General features: G+C 66.0%; 15 protein-coding genes. 9 read left to right on the forward strand and 6 right to left on the reverse strand.

Going from position 1 to position 14,478, the window contains the following annotated elements:
- Nucleotides 1-5: 5 nt before the first annotated feature.
- Together E0W60_RS15970 and E0W60_RS15975 are read right to left on the reverse strand one after the other, a co-directional pair.
- Nucleotides 6-986 (reverse strand): alpha/beta fold hydrolase, encoded by a 981-nt coding sequence (locus tag E0W60_RS15970; protein ID WP_135704928.1) that lies wholly within the window; start codon nucleotides 984-986, stop codon nucleotides 6-8.
- Nucleotides 983-2,548, reverse strand: a complete 1,566-nt coding sequence (locus E0W60_RS15975; RefSeq protein ID WP_135704929.1) for a flavin-containing monooxygenase — start codon at nucleotides 2,546-2,548, stop codon at nucleotides 983-985. Before E0W60_RS15975 ends, E0W60_RS15970 begins: the two co-directional genes overlap by 4 nt.
- An 88-nt stretch (nucleotides 2,549-2,636) precedes the next feature.
- Here E0W60_RS15975 and E0W60_RS15980 point away from each other — a divergent pair, with 88 nt between their 5' ends.
- Nucleotides 2,637-3,263: a TetR/AcrR family transcriptional regulator gene (locus E0W60_RS15980; RefSeq protein WP_135704930.1), complete on the forward strand. Its 627-nt coding sequence runs from the start codon at nucleotides 2,637-2,639 to the stop codon at nucleotides 3,261-3,263.
- 18 nt (nucleotides 3,264-3,281) lie between these two features.
- On the opposite strand, the gene nth is transcribed toward E0W60_RS15980, so the two are convergent.
- On the reverse strand, nucleotides 3,282-3,926 hold the full coding sequence (gene nth, locus E0W60_RS15985) for an endonuclease III (protein WP_133097597.1): 645 nt from the start codon (nucleotides 3,924-3,926) through the stop codon (nucleotides 3,282-3,284).
- Nucleotides 3,923-4,732 (reverse strand): electron transport complex subunit RsxB, encoded by an 810-nt coding sequence (gene rsxB, locus E0W60_RS15990; RefSeq protein ID WP_135704931.1) that lies wholly within the window; start codon nucleotides 4,730-4,732, stop codon nucleotides 3,923-3,925. The genes nth and rsxB overlap by 4 nt, the downstream gene beginning before the upstream one ends.
- A gap of 293 nt (nucleotides 4,733-5,025) precedes the next feature.
- Here rsxB and E0W60_RS15995 point away from each other — a divergent pair, with 293 nt between their 5' ends.
- On the forward strand, nucleotides 5,026-5,682 hold the full coding sequence (locus E0W60_RS15995; RefSeq protein ID WP_133097595.1) for a TetR family transcriptional regulator: 657 nt from the start codon (nucleotides 5,026-5,028) through the stop codon (nucleotides 5,680-5,682).
- 45 nt (nucleotides 5,683-5,727) lie between these two features.
- On the opposite strand, the gene E0W60_RS16000 is transcribed toward E0W60_RS15995, so the two are convergent.
- Together E0W60_RS16000 and E0W60_RS16005 are read right to left on the reverse strand one after the other, a co-directional pair.
- On the reverse strand, nucleotides 5,728-6,984 hold the full coding sequence (locus E0W60_RS16000; protein WP_133097594.1) for a polyhydroxyalkanoate depolymerase: 1,257 nt from the start codon (nucleotides 6,982-6,984) through the stop codon (nucleotides 5,728-5,730).
- Between the two features lie 325 nt (nucleotides 6,985-7,309).
- On the reverse strand, nucleotides 7,310-8,506 hold the full coding sequence (locus E0W60_RS16005; protein WP_135704932.1) for an amino acid aminotransferase: 1,197 nt from the start codon (nucleotides 8,504-8,506) through the stop codon (nucleotides 7,310-7,312).
- Between the two features lie 257 nt (nucleotides 8,507-8,763).
- On the opposite strand from E0W60_RS16005, the gene uvrB reads away from it, so the two are divergent.
- The 7 genes from uvrB (at nucleotide 8,764) to E0W60_RS16040 (ending at nucleotide 14,424) form a co-directional block, all read left to right on the forward strand.
- Nucleotides 8,764-10,848, forward strand: coding sequence for an excinuclease ABC subunit UvrB (uvrB, locus tag E0W60_RS16010; RefSeq protein ID WP_135704933.1), 2,085 nt, complete (start codon nucleotides 8,764-8,766; stop codon nucleotides 10,846-10,848).
- 76 nt (nucleotides 10,849-10,924) lie between these two features.
- A complete protein-coding gene (locus tag E0W60_RS16015) occupies nucleotides 10,925-11,227 on the forward strand; it encodes a putative quinol monooxygenase (protein WP_133097591.1) in 303 nt (100 codons plus the stop codon).
- 20 nt (nucleotides 11,228-11,247) lie between these two features.
- The gene (locus tag E0W60_RS16020; RefSeq protein ID WP_029046863.1) at nucleotides 11,248-11,469 is read left to right on the forward strand and encodes a hypothetical protein; all 222 of its coding nucleotides are present in this window, start codon (nucleotides 11,248-11,250) and stop codon (nucleotides 11,467-11,469) included.
- A 36-nt stretch (nucleotides 11,470-11,505) separates the two neighbouring features.
- Nucleotides 11,506-11,748: a hypothetical protein gene (locus E0W60_RS16025; RefSeq protein ID WP_133097590.1), complete on the forward strand. Its 243-nt coding sequence runs from the start codon at nucleotides 11,506-11,508 to the stop codon at nucleotides 11,746-11,748.
- A gap of 169 nt (nucleotides 11,749-11,917) precedes the next feature.
- Nucleotides 11,918-12,406, forward strand: coding sequence for a low molecular weight protein-tyrosine-phosphatase (locus E0W60_RS16030; protein WP_133097589.1), 489 nt, complete (start codon nucleotides 11,918-11,920; stop codon nucleotides 12,404-12,406).
- Between the two features lie 172 nt (nucleotides 12,407-12,578).
- On the forward strand, nucleotides 12,579-13,133 hold the full coding sequence (iscR, locus tag E0W60_RS16035; RefSeq protein WP_063238406.1) for a Fe-S cluster assembly transcriptional regulator IscR: 555 nt from the start codon (nucleotides 12,579-12,581) through the stop codon (nucleotides 13,131-13,133).
- A 67-nt stretch (nucleotides 13,134-13,200) separates the two neighbouring features.
- Nucleotides 13,201-14,424 (forward strand): IscS subfamily cysteine desulfurase, encoded by a 1,224-nt coding sequence (locus E0W60_RS16040; protein WP_276609610.1) that lies wholly within the window; start codon nucleotides 13,201-13,203, stop codon nucleotides 14,422-14,424.
- The last annotated feature ends 54 nt before the right edge of the window (nucleotides 14,425-14,478 follow it).

Consider the following 14,478-nt stretch of genomic DNA (forward strand, 5'->3'; position numbering starts at 1 on the left):
GTGGTTCAGGCGAACTGGGCCGGGCCCGGCGCCGGCGCATGCCGCGGCGCGGCGGCGTCGCGCACAAAGTCGACACAGGTGTCGATGGCGGTCACCGGCAGCATATGCCCGCCGTCGACCAGCGTCAGCGTGGCGCCCGGCACCCTGGCGACCAGTGCTTCGCCATGCTCGGCAAAGTCGAGGATGCGGTCATCGCGCCCGTACAGCACGCTCACCGGCACGCGCAGCGATCCATAGTGCGGCAACATTGCCGGCAGGCTTCGCGCGGCACCGATCAGGTCCTCGGAAGCGGCAAGGAAATGGGAGGGCCGCAGCGCCAGCAGGCCGCCGCCGCGCGTCGGGAAGTCGAGCGGGAACGGGTCGGGACCGAACACGATATCCATGACTTCTTCACGGCGCCGTTCCGACATCGGCACCACCAGCGTCCACGCCAGCAGCCGGCGCAGCGCGCCCGGCACGGTCATCGCCTGGAAGACCGGCGAAATCGCCTTGGGCGGATGGGTGAGCGGCGCGATCAGCGCCAGGCCGCCGACGCGCTCGGGGTGATGGATGGCCAGTGCCAGCGCGATCGCGCCGCCAAGCGAGTGGCCGACCACCAGCGGCTTGTCCAGTCCAAGCTGGTCGCACAGTGCCGCGAGCGACTCGGCCTGTGCCGGCAGATCCGCAGCGGTGCCTGCCACGCGCGTCGAGTGGCCCGCGCCGGGGCGGTCGACGGCGATCACGCGGAAATGGCGCGCGAGCGGTTCGATCATGCCGTAGCCGAAATTCTCCAGTTGTCCGGACAGGCCGTGCACCAGCAGCACGGCGGGACCCTGGCCGCGCTCGACCACGTGCAGCCGCGCGCCGGGTACCTCGACAAAGCGTCCGCGCGGCGGCATTGCCGCCTCGATGCGCCGGACGGTGCGCAACGTGTGCAGCCATAGCGCGGCGCCCAGCACCACGAGCAGCCCGATCAGCAGGCCAGCGACGGTCAGGGCGATGGTCACGATTGCACCTCGTTGCCGGCAACGGCCGGCACGGTATTGGTTTCGGCAGGCTCCTGGCTGTCGCGGTGTGGCCGGCCAGCCGGGGAGGAGAAAGACGGGACATCGAACTGCAGCACGCCGTCGGCGATGCGCCCGTGCCGGATCGTCAGCATGTCTTTCAAGTAATTCTGATAGACGCGCCAGGGCTTGCGGTCGCCTTGACGGGGCAGCACGGTGGCGGCACGTTGCACATAGCCCGACGTGAAATCCAGGAACGGCGTGGGCTGCATGCCGGCCGGCGCGCGCGGCATCGCCATGCGGTGGCCATGGCGGCCCATATGGCGCAACAGGCGGCAGACGTACTCGGCGGTGAGGTCGGCCTTGAGCGTCCACGAGGCATTGGTGTAGCCGAAGGCGAGCACCAGGTTGGGCACGCCGCTCAGCATCATCCCCTTGTACGCGAACGAGTCGGCGGGGCGGCGCGGCTCGCCGTCGACGCTGACCGCGATGTCGCCCAGCATGTTCAGCTTCAGCCCAGTGGCCACGACTACTATATCTGCGGCGAGCGTCTTGCCGCTGGCCAGCACGATGCCGTCTTCGGTGAACCGTTCGATGGTATCGGTCTCCACCGTGGCACGGCCGTCGCGGATGGCGCCGAACAGGTCGCCATCGGGCACCAGGCACAGGCGCTGGTCCCATGGGTTGTAGCGCGGCGTGAGATGCGTCGCGACGTCGAAACCCGGTGCCAGCTGCGCCGCCGCCATGCCGATCAGCTTTTCCCTGGTGCGCGCGGGCCGCCGCCGCGCCAGCTGGAAGAACATCATGCCGAGCAGCACGTTCTTCCAGCGCGTGGCGCCGTAGGCCAGCCGCTCGGGCAGCAGCCTGCGCAGCTTGTGGGCGATCGCGTCTTCGGCGGGGCGCGTCACGATGTAGGTGGGCGAGCGTTGCAGCATGGTCACCTGCGCGGCGCGCTTTGCCATCTCCGGCACCAGCGTGACCGCCGTGGCGCCGCTGCCGATCACCACAACGCGTTTGCCGCCGTAGTCGAGCGATTCGTCCCAGAACTGTGGATGCAGGATGCGGCCGCGGAAGCGCTCCTCGCCGTCAAAGGCCGGGCGGTGCCCCTCGGCATAGCTGTAATAGCCGGCGCAGACATAGAGCAGGCGGGTGCGCAGGCGCAGGCGGCTGTGATTTGCCGTACGCTCGGCCTCGACCGTCCAGCAGCCGGCGGCGCTTTCCCATGCGGCGCTGACGACCTTGTGGCCAAAGCGGATATGCGGCGTGATGCCGGCTTCCTCGGCGGTCTCGCGGATATAGGCCCGGATCGACGGCCCGTCGGTGATGGCCCTGGCGCCGCGCCAGGGCTTGAAGCGGTAGCCCAGCGTGTACATGTCCGAGTCGGAGCGGATGCCCGGGTAGCGGAACAGGTCCCAGGTGCCGCCGATGGCGTCGCGGGCTTCCAGGATGGCGTAGCGCTTGCCGGGGCAGCGCATCTGCAGGTGGCGCGCGGCGCCGATGCCGGACAGGCCGGCGCCTACGATCAGGACATCGAGGACGGCATCATCAGGATGGGCTGCGGTCATGTCAGGCATCCGGGGGCGAGTGGCGCTTCTGACAACATAGGTTGTCAGAAGCGATAAGACAAGGCATCTGACAATAGGGAATGTCATAATGGCGCACATGACCCCCGAGCTCACCCCCGCACGCCGCTACCGCGGCGCCGAAGCCGAAGAACGGCGCGCTCAGCGCCGGAGCCAGCTGATCGCCGCGGCGGTGCAGGTCTATGGCGAGCGCGGTTACCAGAACGCCACGGTCAAGGCCGTCTGCGAGGCCGCCGGCCTGACCGAGCGCTATTTCTACGAGTCATTCGCCAACAGCGAGGCGCTGCTGCTGGCGTCGTTCCAGGCGGTCACCCACCGCCTGCTGCAGACACTGGCGCGCGCCGGTGAGGCGGCCGGCGGCGACGGCCCCAACCGGGCGCTGGCCATGCTGCGCGCCTATTTCGGGACCTTGCAGTGCGAGCCGCGTTCGGCGCGGGTGTTCCTGGTGGAGATCCGCGGCGTCAGCAAGCTGGTCGATGGCGCGCTGGCGGATTCGCTGGGCGAATTCGGCGGCCTGCTGGCGCAGGCGCTGCTGCCGCCGGGCCGGCGGCTCGATCCGTTGCTGACCGCTGGCGTTGCGGGTGGGGTCATCCATGTCGCCCTGCGCTGGATCGGACAGGGCTATACACCCGATGTCGAAGTGGTGGCACGCACGGCGTTGCAGCTGGCCATGGTGCTGGCGCGCGAGCCGCACTAAGGCCCGCCGCCGGGCGCTTCACAGCTGCGGCGCTTCCGTCTTTTCCCTGAACTCGCATAAAGGCTCGATCACGCAGTGCCAGCATTCCGGCCTGCGCGCCTTGCACACGTAGCGGCCGTGCAGGATCAGCCAGTGGTGCGCATCGTGCAGGAATTCATGCGGCACGCACTTGAGCAGCTTCTGCTCGACCACCTCCACGTTCTTGCCCGGCGCCAACCCGGTGCGGTTGGCGACCCGGAAGATATGCGTGTCGACCGCAATGGTGGGCTCGCCAAAGGCAGTATTGAGGACCACGTTGGCGGTCTTGCGGCCCACGCCCGGCAGCGCTTCCAGCGCTTCGCGGTCGGGCGGCACCTTGCCGCCGTGCCGCTCGACCAGGATGCGGCAGGTCTCGATCACATGCCTGGCCTTGGTCTTGTACAGGCCGATGGTCTTGATGTATTCGCTCAGCCCGGCTTCGCCGAGGTCGAGCATCTGCTGAGGCGTGTGAGCGACCGGGAACAGCCGGCGCGTGGCCTTGTTGACGCCGACGTCGGTGGCCTGCGCCGACAGCAGCACGGCAATCAGCAGCTCGAACGGCGAACTGTATTCCAGTTCAGTGGCCGGGGCCGGGTTGACTTCGCGCAGCGTCTCGAAAATGGCACGGCACTTGGCGGCGTTCATTGTTGTCGTTCCGGGTCGGGTTTGGCGTTGGGGCCGACGCCCGGCTCGGTCAGGCCGGCGCGCGCGCGGCGCGCTTCGGCGGCATCGATCTGCGCCTGGACGGCGGGGGAGACGTTTTCAATATTGCGCGGACGCGCGGCCTGCTGTTTCTGGCGGGCGCGCTCGATCGCAGCCTGGATGATGGCGCGCTTGCGTTCCTGCGCGGCGCGCTCGGCGTCGTCCTGCGGAGCTTCGGCCTGCACCGCGGCCAGCTTGGCCGCGGCCTTGGCGGCCAGGCGCGCGTCGTTTTCCTCGCGCTCGCGCACCAGCCTGGCCTGGCGCGCCAGGTAGCGCGCGTGGGCAGCGTCGGCCTGGGCCTGTGACCAGGCGTCCCAGCCGGTGCGGTCGCCGGTGACCGGGACCATGGCGATGCAGTCGACCGGGCAGGGCGCCACGCACAGGTCGCAGCCGGTACACAGTTCGGGGATCACCGTATGCATCTGCTTGGCGGCGCCGGCGATGGCATCGACAGGGCATGCCTGGATGCAAAGGGTGCATCCGATGCACAGGCTCTCGTCGATCAGCGCGACCGCGCGCGGTTGCTCGTTGCCGCGCTCCGGATCGAGCGGCATGGGTTCGACGCCAAGCGTCCCGGCCAGCCGGCGCACGCCTTCCGCGCCGCCCGGCGGGCAGCGGTTGCAGGCCGCTTCGCCGGCGGCCATGGCCTCGGCGTACGGGCGGCAGCCGTTGAATCCGCATTTGGTGCACTGAGTCTGGGGCAACAGTGCCTCGATGCGGTCGGCGAGGGATTTGACGGCGGGATTCACGACAACAGGCTGGAATTCAGGAGACAAACCGGATCAGGACAGGACTGGACGTTTATGGGGCGGCGCTATGCGTGTTTGGCGACACAACTGCCGCCCGGGAAACACCCGGCGGGACTGCGCCGGCGCACAATAATCCGGCGTAACCGTCGCCGGCGGGCCTCTTCGAGCCCTCGCGCCGCAAGGATTATCCCCGATTTCGCCGGTGGACAGAAACGGCGATGATGCGCGTCGCGCAGCCGGACTGCCGCATTCCGGTGTGTGCCATAATCCGCGCAACGATCGACCTGCCATCCATGTCAACAGAGACCAAGACCAAACGCGATCCCGAAGGGACGCGCCGACGAATCCTCGCTGCGGCCACCGAGGAATTTGCCAAGGGTGGTCTGGCCGGCGCCCGCGTCGACCAGATTGCCCGGCGCGCGGAAACCAACGAACGCATGCTGTATTACTACTACGGCAGCAAGGAAGGGCTGTTCCTGGCCGTGCTGGAAAAACAGTACGCCGAATTCCGCGCCGCTGAAGAAAGGCTGCACCTGGTCGACGAAGACCCGATCGCCGGCGTGCGCGCGCTGGCCCGCTTTGTCTGGGACTGGTATTACGAGCACCCCGAGTTCATCCGCCTGATCAACAGCGAGAACCTGCACGAAGCCCGTCACCTGAAGAAATCCGCGCAGCTGCAGCAGCTGATCAACCCGGTCGTGGATGTGCTGGCCGACGTGATCCGCAGGGGCCAGCAGCAGGGCGTCTTCCGTGACAACATCGACGTGCCGCAGTTCTACCTGACGATCTCGGCGCTGGGTTACTACGTGCTGTCCAACCGCTACACCATCAGCGCCGTGACCGGGCGCGACGTGGCTTCGCAACATGAGCACGAGCGTTTTGCCGAGCTGCATTCCGAGATGCTGCTCTGCTACCTGAAGCGCTCCTGCTGTCCCGAGAGCGCGACCTGAAAGGAGACGCCCGCGATTGCGGGCGTTGTCCTGTCTGCGGCAGCGTTACTTCGCCGCGGTCTGGTGATACTTGCGGATGAAATCGCGCAGGTCCGGATAGATGTTCTCGCGCCAGCGCCGGCCCGAGAAAATCCCGTAGTGGCCGCAACGCGGCGCGGTGATGTGCTGCTTGCGGTCTTTCGGGATGCCGCTGCACAGGTCGTGCGCGGCGGCAGTCTGGCCCGCGCCCGAGATATCGTCCAGTTCGCCTTCCACCGTCATCAGCGCGGTGCCCTCGATATCCTGCGGCCGCACCGGCTTGCCATCGATGGCCCACGTGCCGTTGGCCAGGCGGAATTCCTGGAACACTTCGCGGATGGTGTCGAGGTAATAGTCGGCGGCCATGTCCAGCACCGCGTTGTACTCGTCGTAGAAGCGCACATGCGCCTCGGCGTCGTCGGCGTCGCCCTCGACCAGGCTCAGGTAATAGTCATAGTGCGAGGACAGGTGCCGGTCCGGGTTCATCGCCACGAAGCCGGCATGCTGCAGGAAGCCCGGGTACACGCGGCGGCCGTGGCCGGGGTAGTTGGCCGGCACGGTGTAGATCACGTTGTTCTCGAACCACTCGAAGGACTTGTTGGTGGCCAGCGAATTGACGGCGGTCGGGCTCTTGCGGGCATCGATCGGGCCACCCATCATGGTCATGGTGCGCGGCGTGGTCTCGCCGGCCGAGGCCAGCAGCGAGATCGCGGCCAGCACTGGCACGGTCGGCTGGCACACCGACACCACATGCAGGTTTTCGGCGCCGATATGGCGGATGAATTCCTGAATATAGTAGATGTAGTCCGACAGGTGGAAGGCACCGTCTTCGGCCGGCACCATGCGCGCGTCGATCCAGTCGGTCACGTAGACCTTGTGGTCCTGCAGCAGCGTGCGCACGGTGTCGCGCAGAAGCGTGGCGTGGTGGCCCGACAGCGGCGCGCACACCAGCACCACCGGCTCATCCTTCAGCAGCTTGATGGTTTCCGGGTCGTCGGCATAGCGCTTGAAGCGCAGCAGCTTGCAGAACGGCTTTTCCAGCACGGACTGTTCGACGATGGGGATGTCGCGGCCGTTGGAGCGCACCGACTTGATGTCGAATGCCGGCTTTTCGTATTCCTTGCCGAGCCGGTACAGCAGCTCATAGCCCGCCGCAAGCCGGGGGGCGCCGGGAACCAGCGACATCGGGCTGAGGGGATTGGTGAAAGTCTTGGCGGTCGCCTGGGCCCATGCGGTGAGCGGGTGCAGGATCGAGCGCTGGAACTCATGCAGTTGGTAGAGCATGCCGTTTCTGCCTGTCTTACTTTTGGTCACGTACCACCAAGTACTAATGTACTGACAATACACCTGGGATCGTCGCGGATTATGCCCGTTATCGAACGACCGTGCTAACGATCTTGCTTTGCAGCATATACCTTAAGGTACTTCCCTATCTGCGGAACACAATAAGGCATTCGCCTGATATTTGGATGACACTGTCCTACAAGACTGAAAACAAATGCAAAAAGCGGCCGAGGCCGCTTTTTTAATGACGCTTTGTGATGCTTGCGCCAGTTGCAACGCACTGTCACGTGTTGCCGCCCGTTGCCGCGCAGCAACGCTGGCAGCCTTACATCACCGCTGCGATCGCATCGACCACCGCATCGATGTTGCGGCTGTTCAGCGCCGCCACGCAGATGCGGCCGGTGCCGACAGCGTAGATGCCGTGTTCGTTGCGCAGGCGGTCCACCTGGGCCGAGGTCAGGCCCGAGTACGAGAACATGCCGCGCTGCGCCTTGACGAAGGAGAAGTCGCCCGGCACGCCCTTGGCGGCCAGCTTGTCCACCAGCGCATGGCGCATCAGCTTGATGCGGTCGCGCATCTCGGCCAGCTCTTCTTCCCACATGGCGCGCAGTTCCGGGCTGTTCAGCACGGTGGCGACCACGGTGCCGCCGTGCGTCGGCGGATTGGAATAGTTGGTGCGGATCACGCGCTTGACCTGCGACATCACGCGCTGGGCTTCTTCCTTGCCGGTGGTGACGATCGACAGCGCGCCCACGCGCTCGCCGTACAGCGAGAAGCTCTTCGAGAACGAGCTGGACACGAAGAACGGCAGGCCGGAGTCGGCGAACAGGCGCACGGCGGCACCGTCGGCGTCGATGCCGTCGGCGAAGCCCTGGTAGGCCATGTCCAGGAACGGGATCAGGTTGTGTTCCTTGACCAGTTCCACCACTTGCTTCCACTGCTCGGCCGACAGGTCGACGCCGGTCGGGTTGTGGCAGCAGGCGTGCAGCACGACGATGGTGTTGGCCGGGTACGACTTCAGCGATTCCACCATGCCGGCGAAGTTCAGGCCGTGGCTGGCAGCGTCGTAGTAAGCGTAGTTGACGACCGGGAAACCGGCGGCTTCAAACAGCGCGCGGTGGTTTTCCCAGCTCGGGTCGCTGATGGCGACCTTGGCGTCCGGGTACAGGCGCTTGAGGAAGTCGGCGCCGATCTTCAGCGCGCCGGTGCCGCCCAGTGCCTGGGCCGTCACCACGCGGCCTTCGGTGATCAGCGGCGATTCCTTGCCGAACAGCAGCGTCTGCACTGCCTGGTCATAGGCGGCGATGCCTTCGATCGGCAGGTAGCCACGCGGGGTGGCGGTGGTCAGACGGGCTTTTTCTGCCTCCTGGACGGCGCGCAGCAGGGGGATTTTCCCTTCGTCGGTGAAGTACACGCCAACGCCCAGGTTGACCTTGGTGGCGCGGGTGTCGGCATTGAAGGCTTCGTTGAGGCCCAGGATCGGGTCACGCGGGGCCATCTCGACGGCAGAAAACAAACTCATTTGGAATCTCGTGGTCGGCAATGAAAGAAAACGGGAAGGCGTAGAATGCTTCGGACTGCGCTGGCGGCTGGCAGGCCCCGTTCCGTTCTGGGCGGAATCGGCCCCATGCCGTTCGGGACGGGCCTGAAACGGTTTGAAGCGGGGGCTGTCAACCCCAAGATTCTAGCGTATCCGCCCGTTTTCCTGAGGTTTTTCCCTAGTCTCGCCATCACTTCTTTCGTTACTTCTTAATTACCTCTCCCGCTATTCCGCCCCCTATGTCGAACCTCGCAGAAGCCGCGCCGGCCCTGGACGAAAGCAAATTCGTCACATTTCCCGGCTCCCCGTTCCAGCTGTACCAGCCGTTCCCGCCCGCCGGGGACCAGCCGGAGGCGATCCGCCAGCTGGTGGAGGGGGTGGAGGACGGCCTCTCGTACCAGACATTGCTGGGCGTGACCGGGTCGGGCAAGACCTTCACCATGGCCAACACGATCGCCCGGCTGGGACGGCCGGCGATCGTGTTCGCGCCCAACAAGACGCTGGCGGCCCAGCTATATGCCGAGTTTCGCGAGTTCTTCCCGCGCAATGCGGTCGAGTACTTCGTCAGCTACTACGACTACTACCAGCCTGAGGCCTACGTCCCGCAGCGCGACCTGTTCATCGAGAAGGACTCGTCGATCAACGAGCATATCGAGCAGATGCGTCTGTCGGCGACCAAGAGCCTGCTGGAGCGCCGCGACACGGTGATCGTGGCGACGGTTTCTGCGATCTATGGTATCGGCAACCCGAACGAATACCACCAGATGATTCTCACTTTGCGGGCCGGCGACAAGATCAGCCAGCGCGACGTGATCGCGCGCCTGATCGCCATGCAGTACACCCGCAACGAGACCGATTTCCAGCGCGGCACGTTCCGCGTGCGCGGCGACACCATCGACATCTTCCCGGCGGAACACGCCGAGATGGCGGTGCGGCTGGAGATGTTCGACGACGAAGTGGAGTCGCTGCAGTTTTTCGATCCGCTCACCGGACGCGTGAAACAGAAGATCCCGCGCTTCACGGTCTATCCCTCGAGCCACTATGTAACGCCGCGCGAGACCGTGATGCGCGCGATCGAGGCGATCAAGGACGAGCTGCGCGACAGGCTGGAGTTCTTCCACAAGGAAAACCGCCTGGTGGAGGCGCAGCGGCTGGAGCAGCGTACCCGCTTCGATCTCGAAATGCTTTCCGAGCTGGGCTTCTGCAAGGGCATCGAGAACTATTCGCGCCACCTGTCCGGCGCTCGCCCGGGCGAGCCGCCGCCAACGCTGGTCGACTACCTGCCGTCCGATGCGCTGATGTTCCTGGACGAGTCGCACGTGCTGATCGGCCAGCTCAACGGCATGTACAACGGCGACCGCGCGCGCAAGACCACGCTGGTCGAGTACGGCTTCCGGCTGCCGTCGGCGCTGGACAACCGCCCGCTCAAGTTCGACGAATTCGAGCGCAAGATGCGCCAGGTGATGTTCGTCACGGCGACGCCAGCGCAGTTCGAGAAGGACCACGCCGGGCAGGTGGTGGAGCAAGTGGTGCGCCCGACCGGGCTGGTCGATCCGACCATCATCGTGCGTCCGGCGACCACGCAGGTGGACGACCTGCTGTCGGAAATCCACGCGCGCGTGGAGGTCAACGAGCGCGTGCTGGTGACCACGCTGACCAAGCGCATGGCCGAGCAGCTGACCGAGTTCCTGTCCGAGAACGGCGTCAAGGTGCGCTACCTGCACTCGGATATCGATACGGTGGAGCGTGTCGAGATCATCCGCGACCTGCGCCTGGGTACCTTCGACGTGCTGGTCGGCATCAACCTGTTGCGCGAGGGCCTGGATATCCCCGAAGTCTCGCTGGTGGCGATCCTGGACGCGGACAAGGAAGGCTTCCTGCGCGCCGAGCGCTCGCTGATCCAGACCATCGGCCGCGCCGCGCGCAACGTCAATGGCACCGCCATCCTGTATGCCGACCGCATGACCGACTCGATGCAGAAGGCCATCAGCGAGACCGAGCGCCGCCGCGCCAAGCAGATGGCCTTCAACGAGGCCAACGGCATCGTTCCGCGCGGCGTGGTCAAGCGCATCAAGGACATCATCGACGGCGTCTACAACGCCAGCGATGCCAGGGCCGAGCTGCAGGCAGCGCAGGAGCAGGCGCGCTACGAGGACATGAGCGAGAAGCAGGTCTCCAAGGAAATCAAGCGGCTGGAAAAGCTCATGCTCGACCATGCCCGCAACCTGGAGTTCGAGCAGGCGGCACAGGTGCGCGATCAGCTGGCCAAGCTCAAGGCGCAGGTGTTCGGCGCCAGCGGCGAGGGCGTGCTGCCGCCGGCGTGAGGTCCGGCAGTGGCGCCGGCGCGCGCCGCGGCTGGCCTATAGTGAAAAGCGTCATCACCGATCCCGGAGACGCATCATGGTGAAGCTTGGCCTGTGGGTGCCGCTGGAAGCGCGGCCCGGCAAGGAGCAGGAAGTCGGGCAGTTCCTGCGCGACGGACTGGCGCTGGTGCAGCAGGAGACCGGCACCGCAGCCTGGTTCGCGCTGCGCCTGGGGCCGTCGATGTTCGGCATCTTCGATGCCTTTGCCGATGAGTCCGCGCGCGAGGCACACCTGGCCGGCAAGGTTGCCGCCGCGCTGATGGCCCGGGCGCCGGAACTGTTCATGGGTACGCCGCCGATCCAGAAGCTGGAAGTGCTGGCGGCCAAGCTGCCGGCGTGAGCCGGGCTCAAGGAGCTGCCATGGAGCGCCAGTTCGAGTACGGGGGCTACCTGGTCGTGGCCAGCGCGGTGCCTAATGCCGCAGGGGGCTTTGCCGGGCAGATGCGCATTGCCGATGCCTTTGGCGAGCCGGCCGGGCCCACCTACGAGGCCATCGCCGGCGATGCGCCCACGCAGGAGGCGGCCGTTGCGCTGGCCGAGGCCGCGGCAATGCGGGCCATCGATGCCGGTGAGGTCAATTAGCCGCTATCCTGTCCCATTTCCCGAGGAGAAAACACAATGACCGAAGTCGGCGAGTGGAAGAAAAAGGTCTATGAAACCCACGAGGTGCAGGTCCAGGTCAAGCAACGCTCGCAAAGCGAATGGTCGTACACGGTGCGCGTCTGCCGCCCGGGGACCAATATCCGCGCCGCCGGCACGCTGACCGAGACCTCGCGCATCACCGATCATTTCAAATCCGCCGAAGCTGCCCTGGTGGCCGGGTTTGCGCACGGCGAGCGCCTGGCCAAGCAGCTCGCATAGGCCGGCCCGCCGCCACGGCGCGGGCACCGGAGGGCTTTGGCGTCCGTTCCGTGCAGGCGGCTAGAATTCTGCCTCTCGGAACCACCAGGCCCGGCGGGCAAGGGGCCTTTGAGCGCCGCCGTGCCGTGGCCGCGCCTGCGCTTTCTCCAGCCCCGCTGTCGATCGACCGATGAAGAAATACGCCATTCTGATGTGTTGCATGGGCAACATCTGCCGCTCGCCAACGGCGGAGGGGGTGCTGCGCGCCAAGCTCGCCGTGGCCGGGCTGGAGCAGCTGGTCGAACTGGACTCGGCCGGCACCCATGAGTACCACCTGGGCCGTGCGCCCGATCCACGCACCCAGCGCGCCGCGCTGCGCCGCGGTTACGACCTGTCGGCGCTGCGCGCCCGCAAGGTCGGCCTGCCTGACTTCGACCGCTTCGACCTGATCCTGGCGATGGACCGCGAAAACCTCGCCGGCCTGTCCCGGCTGCATCCCGGCGCCGGTGACAAGCTTCGCCTGCTGATGAGCTTCGCCACTTGCCACGATGCCGAAGAAGTGCCCGATCCGTACTACGGCGAGGGCGACGGCTTCGAGCGCGTGCTCGACTATGTCGAGGATGCCTGCGATGGGCTGGTCGCGATGCTGCGCCAGCGCCTGCAGGCCGCCGCCGGTTGAGCCGGCACGGGCGCGGGTCATGCCGCCGCGTGCGGCAAGCCCGGCGAGGGCTGCCGGGAGGAGGGCGCGGGGTTTGATGCGCTGCGGCAGGGTAGTTGACTGAATTAGTCGGGTACCTTTATACTTGACGGAAACGATCAAGTATTCGCTTTACCCCCCAGAGCCCTGCACCATGAGACTGACCACCAAAGGCCGCTTCGCGGTCACTGCGATGATCGACCTGGCCATGCGCCAGGATCAGGGACCGGTGACGCTCGCCGGCATCAGCCAGCGCCAGAAGATCTCGCTGTCCTACCTGGAACAGCTGTTCGGCAAGCTGCGCCGGCATGAGATCGTCGAAAGCGTGCGCGGCCCGGGCGGTGGCTACAGCCTGGCGCGCAAGGCCGAAGACGTCACGGTGGCGGACATCATCATCGCCGTCGACGAGCCGCTGGACGCCACCCAGTGCGGCGGAAAGGGTAATTGTAACGGAGATGACGGCTCCGGGCGTTGCATGACCCACGAACTGTGGGCAACGCTGAACCAGAAGATGGTCGAGTACCTCGACTCCGTCTCCCTCAAGAACCTGGTCGACCAGCAGCGTGCCCGCCAACCCGCGGTGCTGCACGACATGCGCGAGGAAGCCGCGCAGCCGGCCGCCGCCGCCGCGCGCGGCAAGGCCGACAAGCAGGAAAAGCCGGTCCGGGCGAGGGTGGTGAATTCAGTATTCAGCCTGGCGCAGTCCTGAGCGTCTACCAACGCACGCGGCAGGCAACGACAGTAATCAGCGATACAGCGGTCCCTAAAAGGCAGTCATAACGATGAGCACCCCACATTTCCCCATCTACATGGATTACTCGGCCACCACGCCGGTGGACCCGCGCGTGGCGGACAAGATGATTCCGTACCTGCGCGAGCAGTTCGGCAACCCCGCCTCGCGCAGCCATGCGTACGGCTGGGACGCGGAGCGCGCGGTGGAAGAAGCGCGTGAGCAGGTCGCCGCACTGGTCGGCGCCGACCCGCGCGAGATCGTGTGGACGTCGGGTGCGACCGAATCGGACAACCTGGCGATCAAGGGTGCCGCGAACTTCTATTCGGGCAAGGGCAAGCACATCATCACCGTGAAGACCGAGCACAAGGCCGTGCTCGACACCACGCGCGAACTGGAGCGCCAGGGCTTCGAGGTGACCTACCTGGACGTGAAGGAAAACGGCCTGCTCGACATGGACGTGTTCAAGCAGGCACTGCGCCCGGACACGATCCTGGTGTCGGTGATGCTGGTCAACAACGAGATCGGCGTAATCCAGGACGTGGAGCAGATCGGCGAGATCTGCCGCGAGAAGGGCATCATCTTCCACTGCGACGCCGCACAGGCGACCGGCAAGGTGGCGATCGACCTGAACAAGCTGAAGTGCGACCTGATGTCGTTCTCGGCCCACAAGACCTATGGCCCCAAGGGCATCGGCGCGCTGTACGTGCGCCGCAAGCCGCGCGTGCGCATCGAGGCGCAGATGCACGGCGGCGGCCATGAGCGCGGCATGCGCTCGGGCACGCTGGCCCCGCACCAGATCGTCGGCATGGGCGAAGCCTTCCGCATCGCCCGCGAGGAAATGGCCACCGAGAACGAACGCATCCGCATGCTGCGCGACCGCCTCTGGAACGGCCTGTCGGACATGGAAGAGGTCTACCTGAACGGCGACCTGGAACACCGTGTGCCGCACAACCTGAACGTCAGCTTCAACTTCGTCGAGGGCGAGTCGCTGATCATGGCGATCAAGGACGTGGCGGTGTCGTCGGGCTCCGCCTGCACCTCGGCCTCGCTGGAGCCGTCGTACGTGCTGCGCGCGCTGGGCCGCAACGATGAGCTGGCGCACAGCTCGATCCGCTTCACGGTCGGCCGCTTCACCACCGAGCAGGAGATCGACTTCACTGTCGAGCTGCTCAAGTCGAAGATCGGCAAGCTGCGCGACCTGTCGCCGCTGTGGGAAATGTTCAAGGACGGCGTCGACCTGAATTCGATCCAGTGGGCCGCGCACTGAGCGCCCGACGGATCAGAAAAAATTACAGCAAGACCCCCCGCAAAAGATACGCAA

The organism is Cupriavidus oxalaticus, assembly GCF_004768545.1.
In the GTDB taxonomy this organism is placed as follows: domain Bacteria; phylum Pseudomonadota; class Gammaproteobacteria; order Burkholderiales; family Burkholderiaceae; genus Cupriavidus; species Cupriavidus oxalaticus_A.

Excerpts from the sequence above, each read along its gene's own strand:
- E0W60_RS15975 (WP_135704929.1), bottom strand. The coding sequence starts at position 2,548 with ATGACCGCAGCCCATCCTGATGATGCCGTCCTCGATGTCCTGATCGTA.
- E0W60_RS15980 (WP_135704930.1), top strand. The coding sequence starts at position 2,637 with ATGGCGCACATGACCCCCGAGCTCACCCCCGCACGCCGCTACCGCGGC.
- nth (WP_133097597.1), bottom strand. The coding sequence starts at position 3,926 with ATGAACGCCGCCAAGTGCCGTGCCATTTTCGAGACGCTGCGCGAAGTC.
- E0W60_RS15995 (WP_133097595.1), top strand. The coding sequence starts at position 5,026 with ATGTCAACAGAGACCAAGACCAAACGCGATCCCGAAGGGACGCGCCGA.
- E0W60_RS16000 (WP_133097594.1), bottom strand. The coding sequence starts at position 6,984 with ATGCTCTACCAACTGCATGAGTTCCAGCGCTCGATCCTGCACCCGCTC.
- E0W60_RS16005 (WP_135704932.1), bottom strand. The coding sequence starts at position 8,506 with ATGAGTTTGTTTTCTGCCGTCGAGATGGCCCCGCGTGACCCGATCCTG.
- uvrB (WP_135704933.1), top strand. The coding sequence starts at position 8,764 with ATGTCGAACCTCGCAGAAGCCGCGCCGGCCCTGGACGAAAGCAAATTC.
- E0W60_RS16015 (WP_133097591.1), top strand. The coding sequence starts at position 10,925 with ATGGTGAAGCTTGGCCTGTGGGTGCCGCTGGAAGCGCGGCCCGGCAAG.
- E0W60_RS16020 (WP_029046863.1), top strand. The coding sequence starts at position 11,248 with ATGGAGCGCCAGTTCGAGTACGGGGGCTACCTGGTCGTGGCCAGCGCG.
- E0W60_RS16025 (WP_133097590.1), top strand. The coding sequence starts at position 11,506 with ATGACCGAAGTCGGCGAGTGGAAGAAAAAGGTCTATGAAACCCACGAG.
- E0W60_RS16030 (WP_133097589.1), top strand. The coding sequence starts at position 11,918 with ATGAAGAAATACGCCATTCTGATGTGTTGCATGGGCAACATCTGCCGC.
- iscR (WP_063238406.1), top strand. The coding sequence starts at position 12,579 with ATGAGACTGACCACCAAAGGCCGCTTCGCGGTCACTGCGATGATCGAC.